Source organism: Spirosoma pomorum, from assembly GCF_054776615.1.
In genome coordinates, this window is the sequence record NZ_BAAHBP010000001.1 from 1111792 (window position 1) to 1129923 (window position 18132).

Consider the following 18132-nt stretch of genomic DNA (forward strand, 5'->3'; position numbering starts at 1 on the left):
TACTATGAAGCAACAACTACTCGCTTTTTTTTTCCTGATTGGCTTATCACCGGTACTGTATGGACAGGACGCCATCTATACGGCGAACGGCAATAAGCTCGAAAATGCACGGCTTACAGATGTTGCCGACGATCGCATTACGTTCACCGTACAGCAAAGCGATAAACTCAGCACGTACAGTTTCCAGCGGCAGAATATATTGGTCGCGTTCCGAAAAGGTAATTTCCTGGTTATCAGTAACCTAAGTACCGATCCGGTACAGGCAAAAAAAGAACTGGAAACCTTCCTGACTACGACTGTCTGGCAGGACAAGGATTACTTACTCCGAGCTGTTCCCTTTGAAGTCATTCCAGCTAAAATCTCGTACGAAAACGATGCCGTCGTTAATTACCTGACGAACGATGGTAAATCTGCCTCTATTTCCAAAGGCGAACTTCTCGCTATCCTTTACAGTGATGGACGACATAATCTAATCCGGGAAGCTACTGAAGTAGCTCCAATACTGGCCACGGTTAAAAAGCCTGTAGGAGTTAACTTCCAAGCAAATTCGTCAACGGTGTCGTCTAATTCTGTAACGTCATCCGCAGAAAAAAGCCAGACACTACCCCATCCAGATCAAAGACCAAAACAAGAAAATTCAACTGACAATCAATCTACACTTTCTAGACAGGAAGCTTCTATTCCTCAAACCAATAAATTGGTTCTCAGTCAAGCTGACTATCAACTCTATCGTAAGAAGGCCCTGGAAAAGGTAGATGAGTTTGCCTCTTACTTAAAAGTCATCGCCAACAAATCCCGTTCTGATTACGATCGGAATCAGGCTATTGATCAGGCTGTAAAATTATTCATGCCTGGTTCAACGATGGAGGTTACTTCTAAAAATCAGCCTGGTTCTCGCCGGTATCCAATACGTACTTATTTGACTAATTTAAAACGGCTTAACTACAAAGCTGTTGATATTCAATGGTCTGAAATACAATTCCTCAAAGAGTTGTCTCAGGCTATAGACGGTAACTACTACGGCGTCATAACCGGTCAGCAAACCTTCATAGGATATGGAGCTAATACCATCTATACGGATGTAACTCAAAAAAATGTACGGGTTAAGTTGGATCGCTATGTCGAAACAGTAGATGGGGAGACTAATGTAAAGTGGGCTCTACTTCTGGGATCTATCGGCGTATCGGCTACGGACTAATGAGTCACAAAAAATTGGCTAAGCTTTTACTTCTATGGCTGTGTGCTATTCCGCTGCTGGTGCGGGGACAGCAGATGGATTCCTTGTGCCTTCGCTTACAGGGAACGCTGCTTGACTATGCCACTCACCAGCGATTGAACGCAGCTCGTTTACTGGCAAAAACCGCCACCGGACGGCAGCGAGTAGGCATGAGTAGCGACTCAGGTACGTTTTCGGTAGCTCTACCCTGCGGAACAACGGCCCTGTCTATCGAGCGAACTGGTTACCGATCCCAAACGATTCCAATCCGGCTTTCGACAAATCAGCGCAATCAGCCAGTTACGGTTATGATTCCGCTCATACCGGTGGACAAACAAAACCAGGATACGCCTTACCTGCAGACGGAACAGACCAGTTATGTCCAGTCGGACAGTATCGTCAATGACAGCAATGCTGTTCAGCACAATACGTTTCTAGTTACCGACGCCATTCTGGGTAAACCACTCTCGTCCAGTGTCTGCTTTTTCTACACGAAAACGGGCGAGAAACGCTGCCTGGGAACGAATACCCTGGGTAAGTTGGAACGTGATTTTGATCAGAAAGACATTATCGCGCTGGAGGTTCGGGCCACTGGTTACCAGCCTTACGACGGCAATCTGATCGTTGAGCAGTTGACCGGCCAGTCGTTATTGCATGAAATACGATTGCAACGCGAACTAACGCTGTTTTCTGTCAATGCGCCCAATGCAACGTATTGCGAGCTCCGCACACCAACAAAAACGATTCCTCTACTCACTGTGTCAGGCTACGCGCATCAGTATGTAGCCTATGACCTGGTACCGGGTTCATACGAGTTACTGGTACGTTACGGCGATAAAGTAACCCGTCGGCCGGTTCGTCTGACTACGGGCTTAAATGCCATTGCGGTCAACCAGCCTGCTCAGAATACAGCTCCGGTCCGTGTTGTTATGGCTCCTCTTCAGGCCATAACAGCTGGCCCGACATTGGCCCTCCCCGATTCGATCCCGATGATTTACTTCGAACAGGGCAGTTACCAACTCCGGTCCGATTCGCAGGCTGTCCTGAAACAGATAGCCCAATATATGAAAGCGCACAAGTCTCATACCCTCCAGATCACAGGGCATACCGATAATGTGGGCGATCCGAAGGTCAATCGAACCTTATCTCTCTACCGGGCAATGGCAACGGCTCGATTCTTAACGAATCTGGGGATTGCCGATAACCAGCTCACGAAAGACGGTATTGGTAGCCGTCAACCCATTGCCCCCAATGATACCGAAACGAATAAAGCGCTTAACCGGCGGGTTTCGCTAAAACTAATTACCGCTCAATGAGAAAACTCTACTCACTACGTTGTCCTTCCTGGTTCTTTCTTCTGGTGGCAGTCATTGGCTGCCACCAGGAACCTACTATACCAGCTTCCGGCATTCCGGGAACCTGCCAGATTTTCCGTATTGCCAATGTTAACAAATTGGTCCGCGATACAACGACTTACGCTTATAACTCTTTTGGCCACGTTGAGGAGATCACGTATCGCCAGTGGAGAAATGATACATTGACGAACAACACCCGTCAGAATTTCACCTATTCGGCCGACCACTTTCTGGTTTCACGGCTTGATCAGACTACGCTTTATACAGGTGGCAGTCAGACTCGCGACAACAAAGGTTACATCTATACCTATCAGGATGGGCTCATTCAGCAAGTAGTTATTAATAATGCTCTGTCAGGACAAACGATAGGTTACAACAGATACACGTACGAGGGCGGCAAGGTAAAGACATACGTTGAAGCCAATGCTCAACAGCAGCCGGTACGTAGCTATACCTTCGACAGTAGCGGTAAACTGACGCAGGTTACCGAAGTAGGCACAACCACGACGGTAGGAACAAACGGAAAAGTAGCAACTCGTACACTCGCCGATGGGACCAAAGTTGGTTATGAATTCGATGTTCAGGGTCAGTTGACAAAAGACTCTACCATAGCAGGCTCTCCGCAAGTAACACGTAGATACGAGTACGATACCAACCCGTACTGGAACAAAACTCAGCTACTGTTCCGGGGAATTCCATCGCTCGATCTAGGCGGTCACTCCTACGTCCACAATTTGACTAAGACTATAGTTAAACAGACACTGAACGGCCGTACTACTCCAGAAACATTAGCCTACAGACATACCTACACCAAAGCAGGCTATTCACTGGGCTATGCCAGAGGTGATGGCTTCCAACAGCGTATCGTTTACACCAATTGCTTATGAAAAAGACCTTTACCTTCCTTTTACTGGGCCTGGTGCTAATGGGAACACCGGTACTGGCGCAGAAAGGCGTCAAAAAGATTTACGTGGCTCACGTCAACAATAGTGATACAACCATCACAAAACGGGACCGGGATGAAATTACGTTTCAGGCTAAGAGCACCATCAAAAACCTGGAAGAATTACTGACCCTGGTAACATCCACGATTCCGACCGAGAACCAGCTGGATAAAAGCATCAAGGAAAGCTACCTGATCAGCACACCACCTAATCCAGCACAGATTTTTTACAACGACGGCGTTGTCGTAGAGGATGATATCGATCCGAGACACACGTCGTCGCAAACTACAGCCGACTTACCCGTTGATCGGTACCTGAAAAATCTGGCTCTGTTCTACTCAAAATCGGACGAAGAAACGATCAAATTCTCAAGAGTCATTACGTCTACGCTGATCGAGGGGAAGGCTTTTCCTTACGTCAAGGTCTTTTTCACCTCAACGTTTACCGGAAAATACACAGATCCGAACAACCAGACCGATGTTGCTTACCAGCCGCTCCAACGCGTTGCTGAGTTGCGGGTAGAAAAGGTAGACGGAAAATGGCGTACGCTCATCGTTCGCCTGGGTTTTCCTAAGCCGGGAGAAGGGTTAACTATCAGCGAGACGAAGCCAGTTATTTCGCCAGGTAGAGTATCAGCGAAACCCGTTACTGGCAAGGTCTTTCTTTATCGGGGTATTGATAACGCTTCAGATTCTGTGTCGGCGAAATGGGACAAAAACTGGCTTACCGTTGTCCGTTCCACTACCGATAAAGTCCCGCTAGGCTTTTATCAATATCGCAAAATCGACAATACCAGTCAGGCTTTTGTCAGCATTACGCTGACGAACAATGATAAACTGCTTTCCTTCCGGCAAACCAATGGTTCTTCACTTGCTTTTGGTCAGGTAGTTCCGTCAAGACGCTTAATTGCCTGGCTCCAAATCGTCGTTGGAACGGCAGCTTTGGGGGCCAGTTATGTTGGTTACAGTTCGCTACAACGTAGCTACAACGACTACACTAGTAAACTTACCTCGCTTAACGCCGAGTACACCGTCTGGCAAACTCTTTCCCAGCAACCGGGTGATTCTCCAGCTAAACCCATGTCGTTTACCAGCTACGCCCAGCCAGGAATATATGGCGTCTATGGTGGCGGCCTGGTCGGCAGCGGACTGATTGTCAACGGCATTCGCCAATTACTAAAATCAGGAAGATAGGGGCTAACAATAAACCTGAACGGGCTCTGGCCCTTACCAAAAGCTTATCTTAAAATGACTATTCACAGAAATCGATATTGGTTGATCGGCTTACTCATTCTAGTGAGTTTTGCCACGGCTCAGGCTCAGGTAACGCTGAACCTTTATTACGGTGATCCTACCGCCAGCCCTGATGCAGCCTTTGATGGTAACGTTTTTCAGGCCGGTACCCAGTTCGGCGATGCTCCTCTTTATGTCAAGTTCAGTGGTACGGGCACTAAGTCCTTTGACATCGATTCGCCTGGGGAAAACACAACCAAAAAAGTTACTACTGACGGTTTCGTCACGATTCGCCCGGTTTCTAGCCTGGTGATTGACCAGTCAAAAATCAAGAACTTCACCGGAACGGTCGTTGGCTCTGTAGCCATTACAGTAAAACCGCTTAGTATCACGACAATCAGCCCGAACGTAACGGAGGCCCCGCCCGGCACTGAACTTACGGTGTCTTACCGCACAGGAGCTGGTACGTTTCCAGTAGAGCTAGCCGAGAGTAAATTTAAGATCCAGCTGTTAAGCGCCGATGGCCTTGCGGTGCTGGGCGATCTGTTGAATTCGACGGATCAGTACAGTGGCCGGGAGCAGAAAGGCGCCAGTTACGGCGGTACCCGTTCCATCAAAGCTACTGTTCCCAGTAGTACCTCTGCCGGGATATACCGGGTTCGAGTTGTCACCCAAGGGCTAATCGCTAACGTTTTAGGGAGTGCCAGTAGTCAGTTCACTATCAGGTCTAATGTTCAGGCTACAACAGCGATTTCGACCACAGCTTTGTCTGGCAATTATTGCGCAGGTTCCGTTGTGTCGTTTCCTTTTTCGACCACGGGTACATTCGCTACTGGAAATACATTCAAGGTTCAGTTAGTCAATACCGATGGCAGTCTGCTACAGGATTTAACTGGTATAGGTACTACGTCCCCCATCAGCGCAACACTGCCAGCCTCAATCACCGCTGGTACGTATCGGTTTCGTGTGTCTGCCACGGCAACTAATGTAGTAAGTAATACTGCTTCTGTCAGCGTTGTCGCTCAGCCTACACTTACCGTTTCGGGAAGCTCGACTATAACGGCCGGCTCTACAGCATCAGTACAATTAACATTCACGGGCACGGCTCCATGGTCATTCACGTATGTCGATAATGGTACGCTTCGTTCATCAACGTCGTCGGCTAGTTCGGCAACGATAGCCCCTACCTTTTCAGTTGCGACGACCTTTGACAAGTCGTCCATACGAGGTTTCAGAGATAGCGGCTGTGGTGTTAGCGATAACATCAGTGGATCAGCGCAGATTTCAATCAGACAGAATCAGATCACGACCTTAACAACGGGCCCGTTGTCCGGCACCTATTGTCCTGGCTTACCGCTTTCCGTTCCGTTTACCGCGAGTCCGACGCTTCCGGCGGGACTGACGTATCAGGCGCAACTATCTGATGCAACCGGTAGTTTTAGCAACGCTATAACGATTGGTACAGGTAGCGCAAGCCCCATCACGGCAGCACTGCCAACATCGATTAGTGCCGGAACAGGCTATCGGATTCAAATCGTGGTTCAAAAACCAACCACAACCGGTGCTACTGACTATAGTACACTAACCAGCCCGGTCTCTACATCCATCACCACCAGCCGACCCGATGCACCCAGAGTGGCGGACGTATCATTTTGCTCGACCACCGTTACCAGCCCACTCAGTGCAACCGGCATAAACCTGAAATGGTACGAAACGGCAACTACATCCTTGTCGCTTACTAATGCTCCTACGCCGTCATCTACCCAGGCCAGAACCTACTACGTTAGTCAGACGGTAAACGGTTGCGAGAGTCCGCGGGCGGCTATCAATGTAACGCCGAATACCGGACCGGCCGCCCCTACAGTCAGTAGTGTTTCGGTCTGTCAGGGTACGCAGAGACAATTTTCAACAACAGTTCCCAATGCGGTCTGGTACACAACGGCTACTGGAGGAACCGGTTCGAATGATCCACCCATAATAAACAGTCAGACGGCGGGTGAGCAAATTGTGTACGTATCTCAGATAGTAAGCGGTTGTGAGAGTCCACGCACTCCCGTAAAAGCGATGATTTACTCAATTCCCAATGCTCCAACCGTACCGGCACAAACGACACTTTGCCAGAATTCAACGGTTACGTCATTGACGGCTACGGGATCATCTGCGGGATCATTACTCAGTTGGTATAATCAGGCAGGTACAAAATCAAACATAGCCCCCACGCCGAGCACGTCAACGACGGGTGTGCAATCATTCTCTGTCACCCAGACGGTTAATACATGCGAGAGTCCAAAGGCTATTGTCAGCGTCGTTGTCAGAGCAGCCCCAGCGCGCCCAGTAGCGGCTTCAGTACGATATTGTGTTGGTGAAACTCCTAGTTCTCTTACCGCAACCGGAACAAACATAAAGTGGTATATCCAGGAAGTAGGCGGAACGCCCTTTTCTATTATTCAGTCTATAGCAACCCAATTTCCTGGTGTTACATTTTATTACGCTACGCAAACTGATGCCAATAATTGTGAGAGTCCCCGGCAGCCTGTGTCCGTATCCGTTGTATCAGCCCCGGTGGCACCAAGTGTAAAAGCCAACCAAGTTTTTTGCCAGAATTCTACAGCAGATACACTAACTGCGAGTCCCAATCTTGGCCTGATTTGGTCGGGACCTGGCATTACCGGCACCAGCGAAATAGCCCCTATTCCATCGACGAGAACACCAACTACGTTTACGTATCTGGTTTCGCAGAAGGCAGGTAATTGCATTAGCCCTCAGGCACAGATCATCGTGCGAATTGCACCCCAGCCCCTACCACCCACAGTTGGTTCTACTGTAAAGTATTGTATTGGTGCAACTAGCATACCTCTCTCAGCTACTGCTACCACAGGTAATACTTTAACTTGGTACATTACTGCAGACAGAAGCGGGCAATCGGCTACTCAGATTCGACCCAACACCGCTCAAATTGGCAATACCGTTTATTACGTAACGCAGAGAAACGAGACAGATAAATGCGAAAGTCAACCTAGTAGTATTGAAGTACGGGTTTCTAATCAGGCTACCGCTACGCTTTCCGGTGACGGCTCAATCTATCCCGGCGATAGCACCGCCATTCGTGTCAGATTAACGGGTGATGGGCCATGGACATTCAATTTTAACGGCACTCCGCTTGTGGCTACGGACTCTTTAAAAGTGATTTGGGTCCGGCCAACTGCATCGCAGACATATACTGTTACAAACCTAGCGACTGAATGTGGTACGAGTGCGGCAAGAGCCTCTTACGTGCTACGTGTTCTTTCCCCCTTGGCAATACAGCCGGCTGTTGAACCAATTTCCGTTAAGGCTTACCCCAACCCAACCGCTGGCGATATATCGGTTGACTGGAGTTCGCCAACACGGCAGGCCGTTACGTTCCAGGTTCTTAATGCCGCTGGTACTATCATCCGACAGGTCACGCGTCAGGCAACTACCACGCCCCAGACCGAACATTTCCAGTTAGGCACTCAACCCGCCGGTACATACTTCCTGAAAGTACAAACCGAGTCAAACGGTGTGCAAGGTAAGTCAATTATTAAACAGTAACTTTTTAACCGTAACTAATGTCTGCGATCACTGAACTACTCAAATTACTTGCTAGTGGTGTCTTACTACTCGCCACTAACCGCTCGGCCATGACAATTACCGTGTTAGCGGCCTTTGTTATGGCTGGTTTATCGTGGTACCTGTGCAATAACTACGTAAAACTCTGGAATCGTCGTTTTCGGTTAACGGCTACTCACCAGTTCCTCACTGTAATCGCAAGCGTATTAACCTTCTTTTTTGTCTTGGCTTTTGGTGGGTTAAAATACATGCAGAGTGTCACGTCAGCTATTGTTAGCCTTTGGGAAGCGTACGAAATCAAAGCAGACGATCAATGGAGTCATGCGACGTTCAAGAATGCTTATTACAAAGTAAAAGATCTAAATATTGAAAATTTCTCTGATCATCCTACTCCTGAAAGTGGAGGTCAGATTATCCCAGCAACCAAAAAAGCGTCTCAGGAGGCAGCAGCAAAAGTATATGCAATAGCTGCCTGTAATCATTTTGACCAAGAACATCCCTTTCTTAGTAAAATCATTTGGTCTAATCCTTCGCAATCATCGGAGAATATTTCCAACGATGTTGTGCATCACTTTAGCCAAAGACCTGGCACTACGTACTCTACAGAACAGGCAATTAGTATTGCGGCAGATACTATCAAAACACAGTTGAGCGCACAAACTCCACGCACTGTGACATTATCGCGTATTGCTCTTGTGATATTGTATCTACTAGTAATGGCGATTCCGTTGGGAGCCATTGGATATGCAGCCTACAAAGACATTCGTATTCAGAAGTAAGACCGTTTCATTACTTAAAACCTAAAGACATACACATGGCTAATCACTTACTTATAGGGCTTGGTGGTACAGGTGGTAAGGTTATACGAGCATTTCGTAAAACCATTTACCAGGAATTCCGCAAAACAAAACCCGATAACGCTCACCTAGGATATCTATATGTTGACTCTAGCGATGAGTTGATGGGATTAGAAGATCCAACGTGGAAGATTCTTGGTAAAAGCGTACAGCTAGGAGAAAATAGTAAGGTCCGGATAAAGGGTCAAAACCTTAGACCTGTTCTCAATTCCGTTGACCAATACCCAGGTATTCAGCCTTGGATTGGTGATCGAGCAGTTTGGAATGATGTACTAGGAAGTATTGTCGGTGATGCAGCAGGTGGCCAAAAAAGACGGCTTGGCCGTTTTCTTCTATCCACCAATGTATCAGCAGTCAATAACGCTCTAAACGCCCAAGTTCAGGAGCTAGTTAAGAACTCTCAAGATCCCAACGTAACGTTCCATGTATGTTGTGGGTTAGCAGGTGGTACAGGTAGTGGTACGGTTGTCGATATTGTAACTCAAATCCGAAGCAATTATCGTCCGTCTTATCCGGGAGAGTACCGTATTGTTATTTACGCTTTTTTGCCTGACGAGAAGCCAAAGCCTAACCGGGACATGACTGGCTTTTATCACGCTAACGGATATGCCGCTTTACGAGAATTGAACGCGCTAAGTATCGGCCAATTTAAACCTGTTGATTTGTCTGCTAAAAATCCAAATCAACTTCAATTGGATTTACAAGATCCTTTCAATGGGTGCTACTTATTTTCCAATAAGAACGAGAATGGGTACCTAGTTGATGTTGATAAGCGCTTACCTGATGTTATTGCGGATTTTCTCTATCAGAAGATAATTGCACTTGAAACTGTACAAGTCGTTGGTGGTCAAGATGAACACCCACAAGCAACACTAAGCCGTCAGGAAAATGCAGAGAATGGTGATAGTAGCCCAGAAACGTCTCCTAATGACCCCAACATCATGGAGCGTAGCAAGCGCTTTCTAACGTTCGGTTTAAAACGAATTGCTATTCCAGAGGAAGAAATTCGGGAGTACACCACGTTAACGCTGGCGAATCAAGCAACACAGCATTTACTCTACAATAACTGGAACGATGATATAGGCTGGGACAACAAGCCTAAAAACATCGACTATACCTCTTACGTACAAGATAAAGCAAACCTTGAAGCTTGGTCACTAACAAATGAGCATTTAACCTATTCAAAAGGAATACTCGAAGGTGATAGAAATAACAAAAACTGGAAGCTAATCAGTGAATATTGGCAAGTAGTAGCTGCTCCCATGATGGAGACAGCTATGCAGCAGGATTGGTCGCAGTGGCTACGGGAGATTGAACGTCTATTCGCCGAAAAATTTGACAATGAGTACCGTGGAAATGGTGTAAAAAACTTTTACGCGAATAAAGAATCCGCCAAAAGCGCCATTGCTCAGGAAATGAAGCAACGCTTAGAGGCAAAGCTTATTGATTTGTGGCGCAATGGGGAGTTCTCAATGCACAACATTCAGCAAATTACTGAAGCATTGGGCGTATGGGTTCTGAACAAGATTACTGAAGCCAATGGGAAAATAACCAAAATTCGTGAAGAAATTCCCGCTGAAGAAGCCAAGATTAGTGCCAATAACAAAGAATACAGTAACATAGGAGTGTTGGCGAGAACAATGGGTAAGCATAAAAATATGCTGATCGCTCATACTGAGGTATTAACTCAGCTTTATAGATTACGTACCAATTTAGCAGGATGGGAGTTTGCCAAATCATTGTTAGGATCGTATAATCTTCAACTGGCCAATCTACAGAAAGACATTGCCAAAACTGTCCAAACGCTTGCCGTATCTATAGAAAGCTTTGACAACGGCCTCAAGGAGCGTTTACAGGATAAAGGATTAGAGTTGAATGAGCATGTTATTCGTTTTTACGACCGGGATAAAGTCATACAAGCTTTACCTGCGTTCGTCCTAAACAAAAATTTACAGCATACCACTGCCGGTAACGTTCGTAATCGACTCTTGGGCATTCTCGGCAACACACAGACCTTTAGCAACTTCAATGGTAAAATAAGTGATGTCGTTTTCCAGGACACATTATCTGACGCATCAGAAGAAAATGCTGCGGTCTGGCACGATGCGTTGCCTAAGCAGCAGCAGTTCATGGGACAGAGTATCGTTCAGAAGCTACGCGAAGAATATGCAGGAAATGATCAGGCCCTCGTAGTTTTTGTCCGGGATATTGTCAAGCAGTCTGGTAGTTACCTACAATTTAACACAGACGAGATCAATAAAAAGGGAGATGGTATTCCTAACAAACCGAGCAAAGTAGTAACCTACACGGTCATTATCCCTCATGCTCCGGAAGAGCAGGATTTTGTAAGCAAGTTAGAGGACGCGTTTCGGCAAAATATATCAACGACGGGCAATGTAAGTGTATCGATCGTGCCCCAAAACGACCCCCGTCGTCAGCATGAGATTGTACTAATAACCGTCACAAATTTATTTCCACTACGGTTCGTAGGGCAACTTAGCTATCTGAAAGAGGGCTACGATCGGCAGGTCATCTACCATCCAAACGCTGGAGAAAAAGCAAAGAGCCGGATGATACTACATCTCGAAGGAGATGGCAGTCAACATCCTGACTTGTACGTCAAAACAATTACGCGAGACGAGTATACACCATATATGATACTTGCTCTTGCTATGGGGTTATTTACAGAATTAGAAGATGAGCGCGGAGTCAAGCAACTAGCCTTAGTACGTAAGGATGAAGATGGTTTTGACGAGGCTCCAATTTTCCTCGGTGCAGATTTACACCAGGCTAAGGAGAATATGCCTATCAAAGACCTAGCATCTCTCAAGAAAGAAGTAGAAATCAAACTACAGAGTGAATTTCTACAAGCGGCAAAGCGTGACGAGCTCAAAGCCAAAGTGTTGTCGATCGTTGAGAAGTTCAAAGAGTCAAGAGGAGGTAGTATAACCGATCCAGTTTATGCCGCTTTCAGAGACAATGGTAAGCTGGCTATGACAATCCTAAAACAATAAAGCCCCACCAATTATGAAAAATTACATTTGTTTAAACCACGGTGAATGTAGCTGGGCTGATGAGAGACCGCCCAGAGTATTCTCTTTACCCGAAGGAGAGGAAAACGTCTGCCCTAACTGTGAAAGTACTAACATTAAAGAGGCTATCCCTCCCAAGCCGCCTGGGGGAAGAATCGCTATAATTGCGGGGACTCTAGTACTACTAGCAGCTATTGCATGGTTAGTTTGGCCTGAGCCCCCGCCACTAGAATTAAAAGCGGAGATGAATTGCAAAACTGGTCTAATAACTCTGGTCTCAACTGGTGGGAACAAGGAACCCATCATGTTCAGAGCCGATGGAATAGTATCTACTGATGAAGATAATATTTTTATGGTTCCCAAGAACCGTCGCTCAGGAACCACTTACACTTTTCATGCTGAACAAAGTGGGGAGATAGCTACCACTAATTATACAACAAACTGTCAATCAGGAGGGACAAGTTCGCTAGGAGATCCGCCCCCTCATCAACCGCCAGTGCGGCCTACCATTACATGGAGTAAAATTAACGGCAGTGATTTTTGTGTTGATGATTGTGTGGTAGAATACACAGAACAGGATAATCTCGGCCATACCAGAGTACGTAAAATTAGTAACTACGCTAAGTGTTGCCCGGCAGAGAACTAATACCCACACAATGCAAAAGGGACGCTGTCAAACAGCGTCCCTTTTGCGTTAATGAAATCTAATAGCCTTAATCGTTCAGCTTAGAACGGACGTAGTCATGTTCAGGCAAAAGCGGCATCGTGTACAACACCGTTTTGTTACGTTCGAACGTTGGCTTATCCAGATCGGCCGTGGTGTGATAGTTCTTTACGAACATCTCTACTGTCCGACGAATCAAGTCGGTATCACTAGGCCGTTCATCCTCAACTAGAATGTCGATTGGGTCCAGCATTGGCGGCTCTATCGGTAGAACTCGCTGCGGTTGCAATACGTTGGTTGACTCCGGCCGCACAGTCATGGGCTCCATAATCGTATGCCCATTGTATCCCGTGTCTGTCGACTTCTCGTCTGCTTTCAGCGTAACCCCGGCGGTAGAATCAGCCGTTTCTAACTCGGCAGTTTCTAATTCAGGTTCGGGTTCCTGCGCAACTAACGCTTCGTCAGTTACTTCAGGCGCTTTCTCCTCTGGCGTTGGGTCGTTTTTTGAATCAGTGGTGTTCTTCAGCTGCTCCATCAACGCCGTTGTCCCATCAAAGCCAGCGGCAATAATGGTAACGCGCAGTTTGTCGCCGAGTTCCTTATCGGTGATAGCTCCGAATTTGAACATCCGGGCTTCCGTATGAATTTTCTTGGCTACGTGCTCCGAAATGGCCATCTGCTCTTTCAGCAACATGGCGTGTTCTTTACTCGACGCAATCGTCAACAGAATACGTTTTGCTCCCCGAATGTCGTGGTCGTTCAGCAACGGTGAATTCAGCGCAGCTTCGATAGCACGTAGCGCCCGATCCTCACCGCCTATTTCGGCCGATCCCATCACGGACTGACCAGCCTGTTCAAGTACTTTCTTTACGTCGGCAAAGTCAGCATTGATGTCGCCCTGCGTCGTGATAATCTCGGCAATACTTTTTACAGCATTGGCCAGTACGTCATCCGCGTGAGCATACGCTTCTGTCCAGGTTAGCTCGCTGTAAAGCTCGGCCAGTTTATCGTTCAGCACAACAAGAACGGTATCGCAGCTTTTCTTTAGCTTCTCGATCCCTTCCCGTGCCTGCTCTTTCTTATCAATACCTTCGTACCAATACGGAGCCGTTACGACCGCTACGGTCAACATCCCCATTTCACGAGCCACTTCGGCGACAACAGGGGCTGCTCCGGTACCAGTACCGCCCCCCATCCCCGCCGTGATGAACACCATTTTGGTGGGGGGAGCCAGTAAGTTTCTTATTTCTTCAATGCTGGCGCGGGCTGCATCTTCACCCGCTTTGGCTTCCGTTCCCGCTCCCAGACCATCGCCTAGCTGCAGCTTGATCGGGACAGGGTTACTCATCAACGCCTGCCGATCGGTATTACAAATGGCAAAGTTGACGTCCTTCATGCCCATGTCATGCATGTGCTTAACGGCATTGCCACCCATACCGCCAACCCCAACAACTTTAATAATTGCTTTGTTGTCTTCGGTCTGCTCGAATCTAAAGCCTTGACTAAGTATCATTTCGACCTCTGGTGTCTTTTCGTTTTACAAATACTATGTAGTACTAACAAGCTCCAAAATGGAGTCCCCACGTATGGGTCTTAATACGTATCGGTCTCGCTGCCACGCGTCGGTTGCAGCGCTTCTTTCAGCCAGCTTAACCAGCCACCGGATTTCTTTTCTTTTTCGGGCTCACGCTCCGGCGCAACGGGCTTCTCACGACTACTCGCTGACGATGAGCTATATACGGGCCGGGGTGATGGACTTTCCGTATGGTTAGTCCGATTGGGGTCACTTATGAACGAGATCCGATTATCAATGGTTTTGTAACCAGCCCAAACTAAACCGACAGCGGTTGCGTAGGCAGGGTCTCCAACCAGGTCAGCCCGGCCATTTGGCTCCAGATGCTCCGGATAACCAACATGGACCTCTTCCATACCTGTCACACGCGCAAACACCTGCTCTACCCCCGGAATAAGCGCCGAACCACCGGTCAGAACAACACCTGCCAGCAGTTTCCCTTCGTAGCCCGAACGAATGATTTCGGCTTGTACTAAGGCCGCAATTTCACGCAGTCGATCCTCAATAATGAGCGCTACGTTTTTCAGCAGTACGTCCTTGGGTTTCCGATTGCTCAGGCCAGGAACGGCAACCACTTCGTTGAGATTATACTCCGCCGGATCGGCGTTACCAAAGCGCTTTTTCAGTTGCTCTGCCTGTTCAGGCATAATTTTGCAACCCGCCTGAATATCCGAGGTCAAACTGTTACCAGCCCAGGGGAACACCGCTACGTGCCGTAGTACGCCCCGGTAGTAAATAGCCAGTTCAGTAGTACCTCCACCGATATCCACCAGGGCTACTCCCGCGTTCTTCTCTTCGTCCGTCAGTACCGCCAGTCCCGACGCCAGTGCCGACAACATCATGGTGTCCTGCATCAGGTTGTTACGGGCAATACATTTTCGGACGTTACGTGCCGCGTTGGCCTGTGCCGTAATCAGCTGAAAGTCAGCCCCTAGCTTAACGCCATTCCGGCCAACGGGTTGTTTAACGTTCGTTTCCCCATCAACAGTAAAGTCCATGGGTAATACGTGAATAATCTCTTTGTCAGCCGGGATCGACGTGCGGTACATATCGAACAGCAGATGGTCGATATCTTCCATCTGAATCTCATCGCCCGACGAAGATCGCGTAATGTTACCGTTTGATTTAACGGACGTTACGTGCGATCCGCTGAAGCTTACGTTTACCAGCTGAATATTCAAATTCGACTGATTCGACGCTTCAGCGACAGCACGTTTGATGGCATCGACCGTGTTGTTGACGTTCACCACAGAGCCTTTTGTTACTCCGTCGGTCAACGCAGTTTCCCCAACGCCCAACACTTCGAGCGTTTCCTGCTCTTTGTTGTTGCGTATTACCCGACCCGCAACGGCACACACTTTCGTGCTGCCAATGTCCAGTCCTACTACAATCTTATCGTCCATACCTATATCTGTCATTCACACACGATCTGATTACGGTACTGAACGCTTACCCGCTTATACCGATCCCAGCCTTTGGCAGGCAACACATCCGTGTAAACTAATTTCAGTTTCTTAAATTTTACGTCCAGATCCGTCGGTAAACCCAACTCGATCTGGTGACTGCCGATTTGTGGCCACATGGTAACACTTCCCTGTTCATCCACCGACAGTTCGGTAATCTGCGCCCGCCAGAACGGATCCTGCTGAATTTTATTCAGCAAGTTCAGCAGTGGCTGGTTTTTCTCGGCCGATAACGACCGATTCTGGCGGAAATAAGCTCCCGTCAGAATTGGTACCCGGGCTGCGTAGTTCATCGATAACGGAAAAAATCGTCCCTCTTCACTGACGTACTGGCCCGACATGGCTCTAATCTCTTCTCCAGATGCCATTAATCGAGCAACCGGCCGGGGTTGTTCAATTGTAACGAGCAGGTTTCCCCTCAAGTCACGCGACACCTGGCACTTTTTTACCAGTCCATGCTGCAACAATCGTTGCTCCAGCTGCCGAAAATCAACCTCGTTATATGGCTTTCCGATAACCGGGTCAGCGCCTTCATTGGTCAAATAGCCCCGGACGTCTCGGTTCGTCAAAAACCGGTGTCCATCGACTTCGTCCAGATGAATAACAACCGCCTGAACGTGCTTCTGACCCTGTTGAATTTCGGTGAAAGCGATCAGACCGAACAGACAGCAAATGCCGCCGATGGTCAGTGCCCACTTTCTGGTCGAATTAAAGGTAGAGAACATCCGTAAATATGCTAAGTTGTCAAACAAATATTTTTATCTATTGGTCTCTAATTCTGCTTTTAACACTGGTAACAACTGATCGATGTCACCAGCACCGATTGTAACCAGTAATGATGGTTTGAGTGATTGAACTAATGAAGGTAGTTCACTTTTTGTACTTTTTTCTTTTTTCTTCGTCTGAATTTTCTCAAAAATCAAATCCGACGTAACGCCCTCAATCGGCAATTCACGCGCCGGATAGATGTCCAGCAGGATAACGTGATCAGCCAGCGATAAACTTTCGGCAAATGCATCAGCGAAATCACGGGTCCGCGTGAACAAATGAGGTTGAAAAACGGCCGTTACGTCCCGATCCGGATATAGTGCTTTTATCGATGACAGGAACGCTTTGACTTCGGCCGGGTGGTGTGCGTAATCGTCAATTAGAATGGCGCTATCGGTTTTGAGAATGTAATCAAACCGCCGTTTCACCCCACGATAGCTGGCTAAGGCCACTTTGATCGCTTCGGGTGTTACGCCCAGCTCAAGCGCGACGGCACCAGCCGCAATGGCGTTCTCAACATTGTGAAAGCCAGGTACCGTCAAACAGATGTCGCCAATAACTCCGCCCGGATAAACCAGATCAAACCGGAACGTAGCATTATCCACATGCAGATTCTGGCTATGATAATCGCCACTGTCGAGCGAATAAGGTCGAACCTGCGCCGTTGTTTTGTCGGCCAGCGATAGGCCGTCTTTCATGAACAACACACCATCCGACTCGATCTGGCTCACGTACTTGCTGAACGACTCCAGCACGGCCTCGTGAGCGCCATAAATGTCCAGATGGTCGGCATCCGTTGATGTAACGACGGCCAGGTGCGGAAATAAGGTCAGAAAGGAGCGATCAAATTCGTCAGCCTCCACTACACACACCACTGAGCGTAGGTCTTCAGCGGGTTCATTGAGCAGGAAGTTTGTACCGTAGTTAGCCGTGATACCACCCAGGAATGCCGCGCAGTTTACACCCGAATCCCGCAGGATATGAGCTACCATTGACGAAGTTGTGGTTTTGCCATGCGTACCAGCAATACCAACCGTTTTCATCTGGCCAGCAATGAGTCCTAAGACCTGCGATCGCTTTTGTAGCGTAAAGCCATTTTCGGTCAGATAGATGTATTCAGCGTGCGTTTTCGGAACGGCGGGCGTATAGATAACCAACGTATCAGCCGGATTCTCACGAAACGAAGCTGGAATCTGGTCAACATCTTCAGTGAAATGAATAGTCATCCCTTCGGCCTCCAACGCATCGGTCAGTGGCGTTGGGGTCTTGTCATAACCAGCCACGGCATAGCCGTTGATGCGAAACCAGCGGGCCAGGGCACTCATGCCGATACCACCAATCCCCAAAAAATAAGCGTTCTTAATTGTATCTAATGTCATAACTTAGTTGACAATCCGTAGGAACAATTTTCATTCCGTTTCTTACAGCCGAGCCAGC

At 47.8% G+C, this 18132-nt stretch carries 12 protein-coding genes; 8 read left to right on the forward strand and 4 right to left on the reverse strand.

Annotated elements, in window-relative coordinates:
- The first annotated feature begins 4 nt into the window (after positions 1-4).
- From ACYVAD_RS04590 to ACYVAD_RS04625, 8 genes are read left to right on the forward strand one after another with little or no spacing between them, the layout of a single operon-like run.
- Positions 5-1198, forward strand: a complete 1194-nt coding sequence (locus ACYVAD_RS04590; protein WP_461138277.1) for a hypothetical protein — start codon at positions 5-7, stop codon at positions 1196-1198.
- Positions 1198-2532 (forward strand): OmpA family protein, encoded by a 1335-nt coding sequence (locus ACYVAD_RS04595; protein ID WP_461138278.1) that lies wholly within the window; start codon positions 1198-1200, stop codon positions 2530-2532. Before ACYVAD_RS04590 ends, ACYVAD_RS04595 begins: the two co-directional genes overlap by 1 nt.
- Positions 2529-3458, forward strand: a complete 930-nt coding sequence (locus ACYVAD_RS04600) for a hypothetical protein (RefSeq protein WP_461138279.1) — start codon at positions 2529-2531, stop codon at positions 3456-3458. The genes ACYVAD_RS04595 and ACYVAD_RS04600 overlap by 4 nt, the downstream gene beginning before the upstream one ends.
- Complete coding sequence (locus tag ACYVAD_RS04605; RefSeq protein WP_461138280.1) at positions 3455-4708, forward strand: hypothetical protein; 1254 nt, start codon at positions 3455-3457, stop codon at positions 4706-4708. Before ACYVAD_RS04600 ends, ACYVAD_RS04605 begins: the two co-directional genes overlap by 4 nt.
- 54 nt (positions 4709-4762) lie before the next feature.
- The gene (locus ACYVAD_RS04610) at positions 4763-8320 is read left to right on the forward strand and encodes an Ig-like domain-containing protein (protein ID WP_461138281.1); all 3558 of its coding nucleotides are present in this window, start codon (positions 4763-4765) and stop codon (positions 8318-8320) included.
- 17 nt (positions 8321-8337) lie between these two features.
- Positions 8338-9117, forward strand: a complete 780-nt coding sequence (locus ACYVAD_RS04615) for a hypothetical protein (RefSeq protein ID WP_461138282.1) — start codon at positions 8338-8340, stop codon at positions 9115-9117.
- Between the two features lie 35 nt (positions 9118-9152).
- Complete coding sequence (locus tag ACYVAD_RS04620; protein ID WP_461138283.1) at positions 9153-12209, forward strand: tubulin-like doman-containing protein; 3057 nt, start codon at positions 9153-9155, stop codon at positions 12207-12209.
- Positions 12210-12222: 13 nt separating this feature from the next.
- The gene (locus tag ACYVAD_RS04625) at positions 12223-12873 is read left to right on the forward strand and encodes a hypothetical protein (RefSeq protein ID WP_461138284.1); all 651 of its coding nucleotides are present in this window, start codon (positions 12223-12225) and stop codon (positions 12871-12873) included.
- 67 nt (positions 12874-12940) lie between these two features.
- On the opposite strand, the gene ftsZ is transcribed toward ACYVAD_RS04625, so the two are convergent.
- The 4 genes from ftsZ to murC all read right to left on the reverse strand — a co-directional run bounded on the left by ftsZ (position 12941) and on the right by murC (position 18074).
- Complete coding sequence (ftsZ, locus tag ACYVAD_RS04630; RefSeq protein WP_461138285.1) at positions 12941-14404, reverse strand: cell division protein FtsZ; 1464 nt, start codon at positions 14402-14404, stop codon at positions 12941-12943.
- An 80-nt stretch (positions 14405-14484) separates the two neighbouring features.
- Positions 14485-15867, reverse strand: coding sequence for a cell division protein FtsA (ftsA, locus tag ACYVAD_RS04635; RefSeq protein WP_461138286.1), 1383 nt, complete (start codon positions 15865-15867; stop codon positions 14485-14487).
- Between the two features lie 11 nt (positions 15868-15878).
- The gene (locus ACYVAD_RS04640) at positions 15879-16652 is read right to left on the reverse strand and encodes a cell division protein FtsQ/DivIB (protein ID WP_461138287.1); all 774 of its coding nucleotides are present in this window, start codon (positions 16650-16652) and stop codon (positions 15879-15881) included.
- A gap of 33 nt (positions 16653-16685) precedes the next feature.
- Entirely contained in the window at positions 16686-18074 is a 1389-nt protein-coding gene (gene murC, locus ACYVAD_RS04645; RefSeq protein ID WP_461138288.1) for a UDP-N-acetylmuramate--L-alanine ligase, read from the reverse strand.
- Positions 18075-18132: the final 58 nt, after the last annotated feature.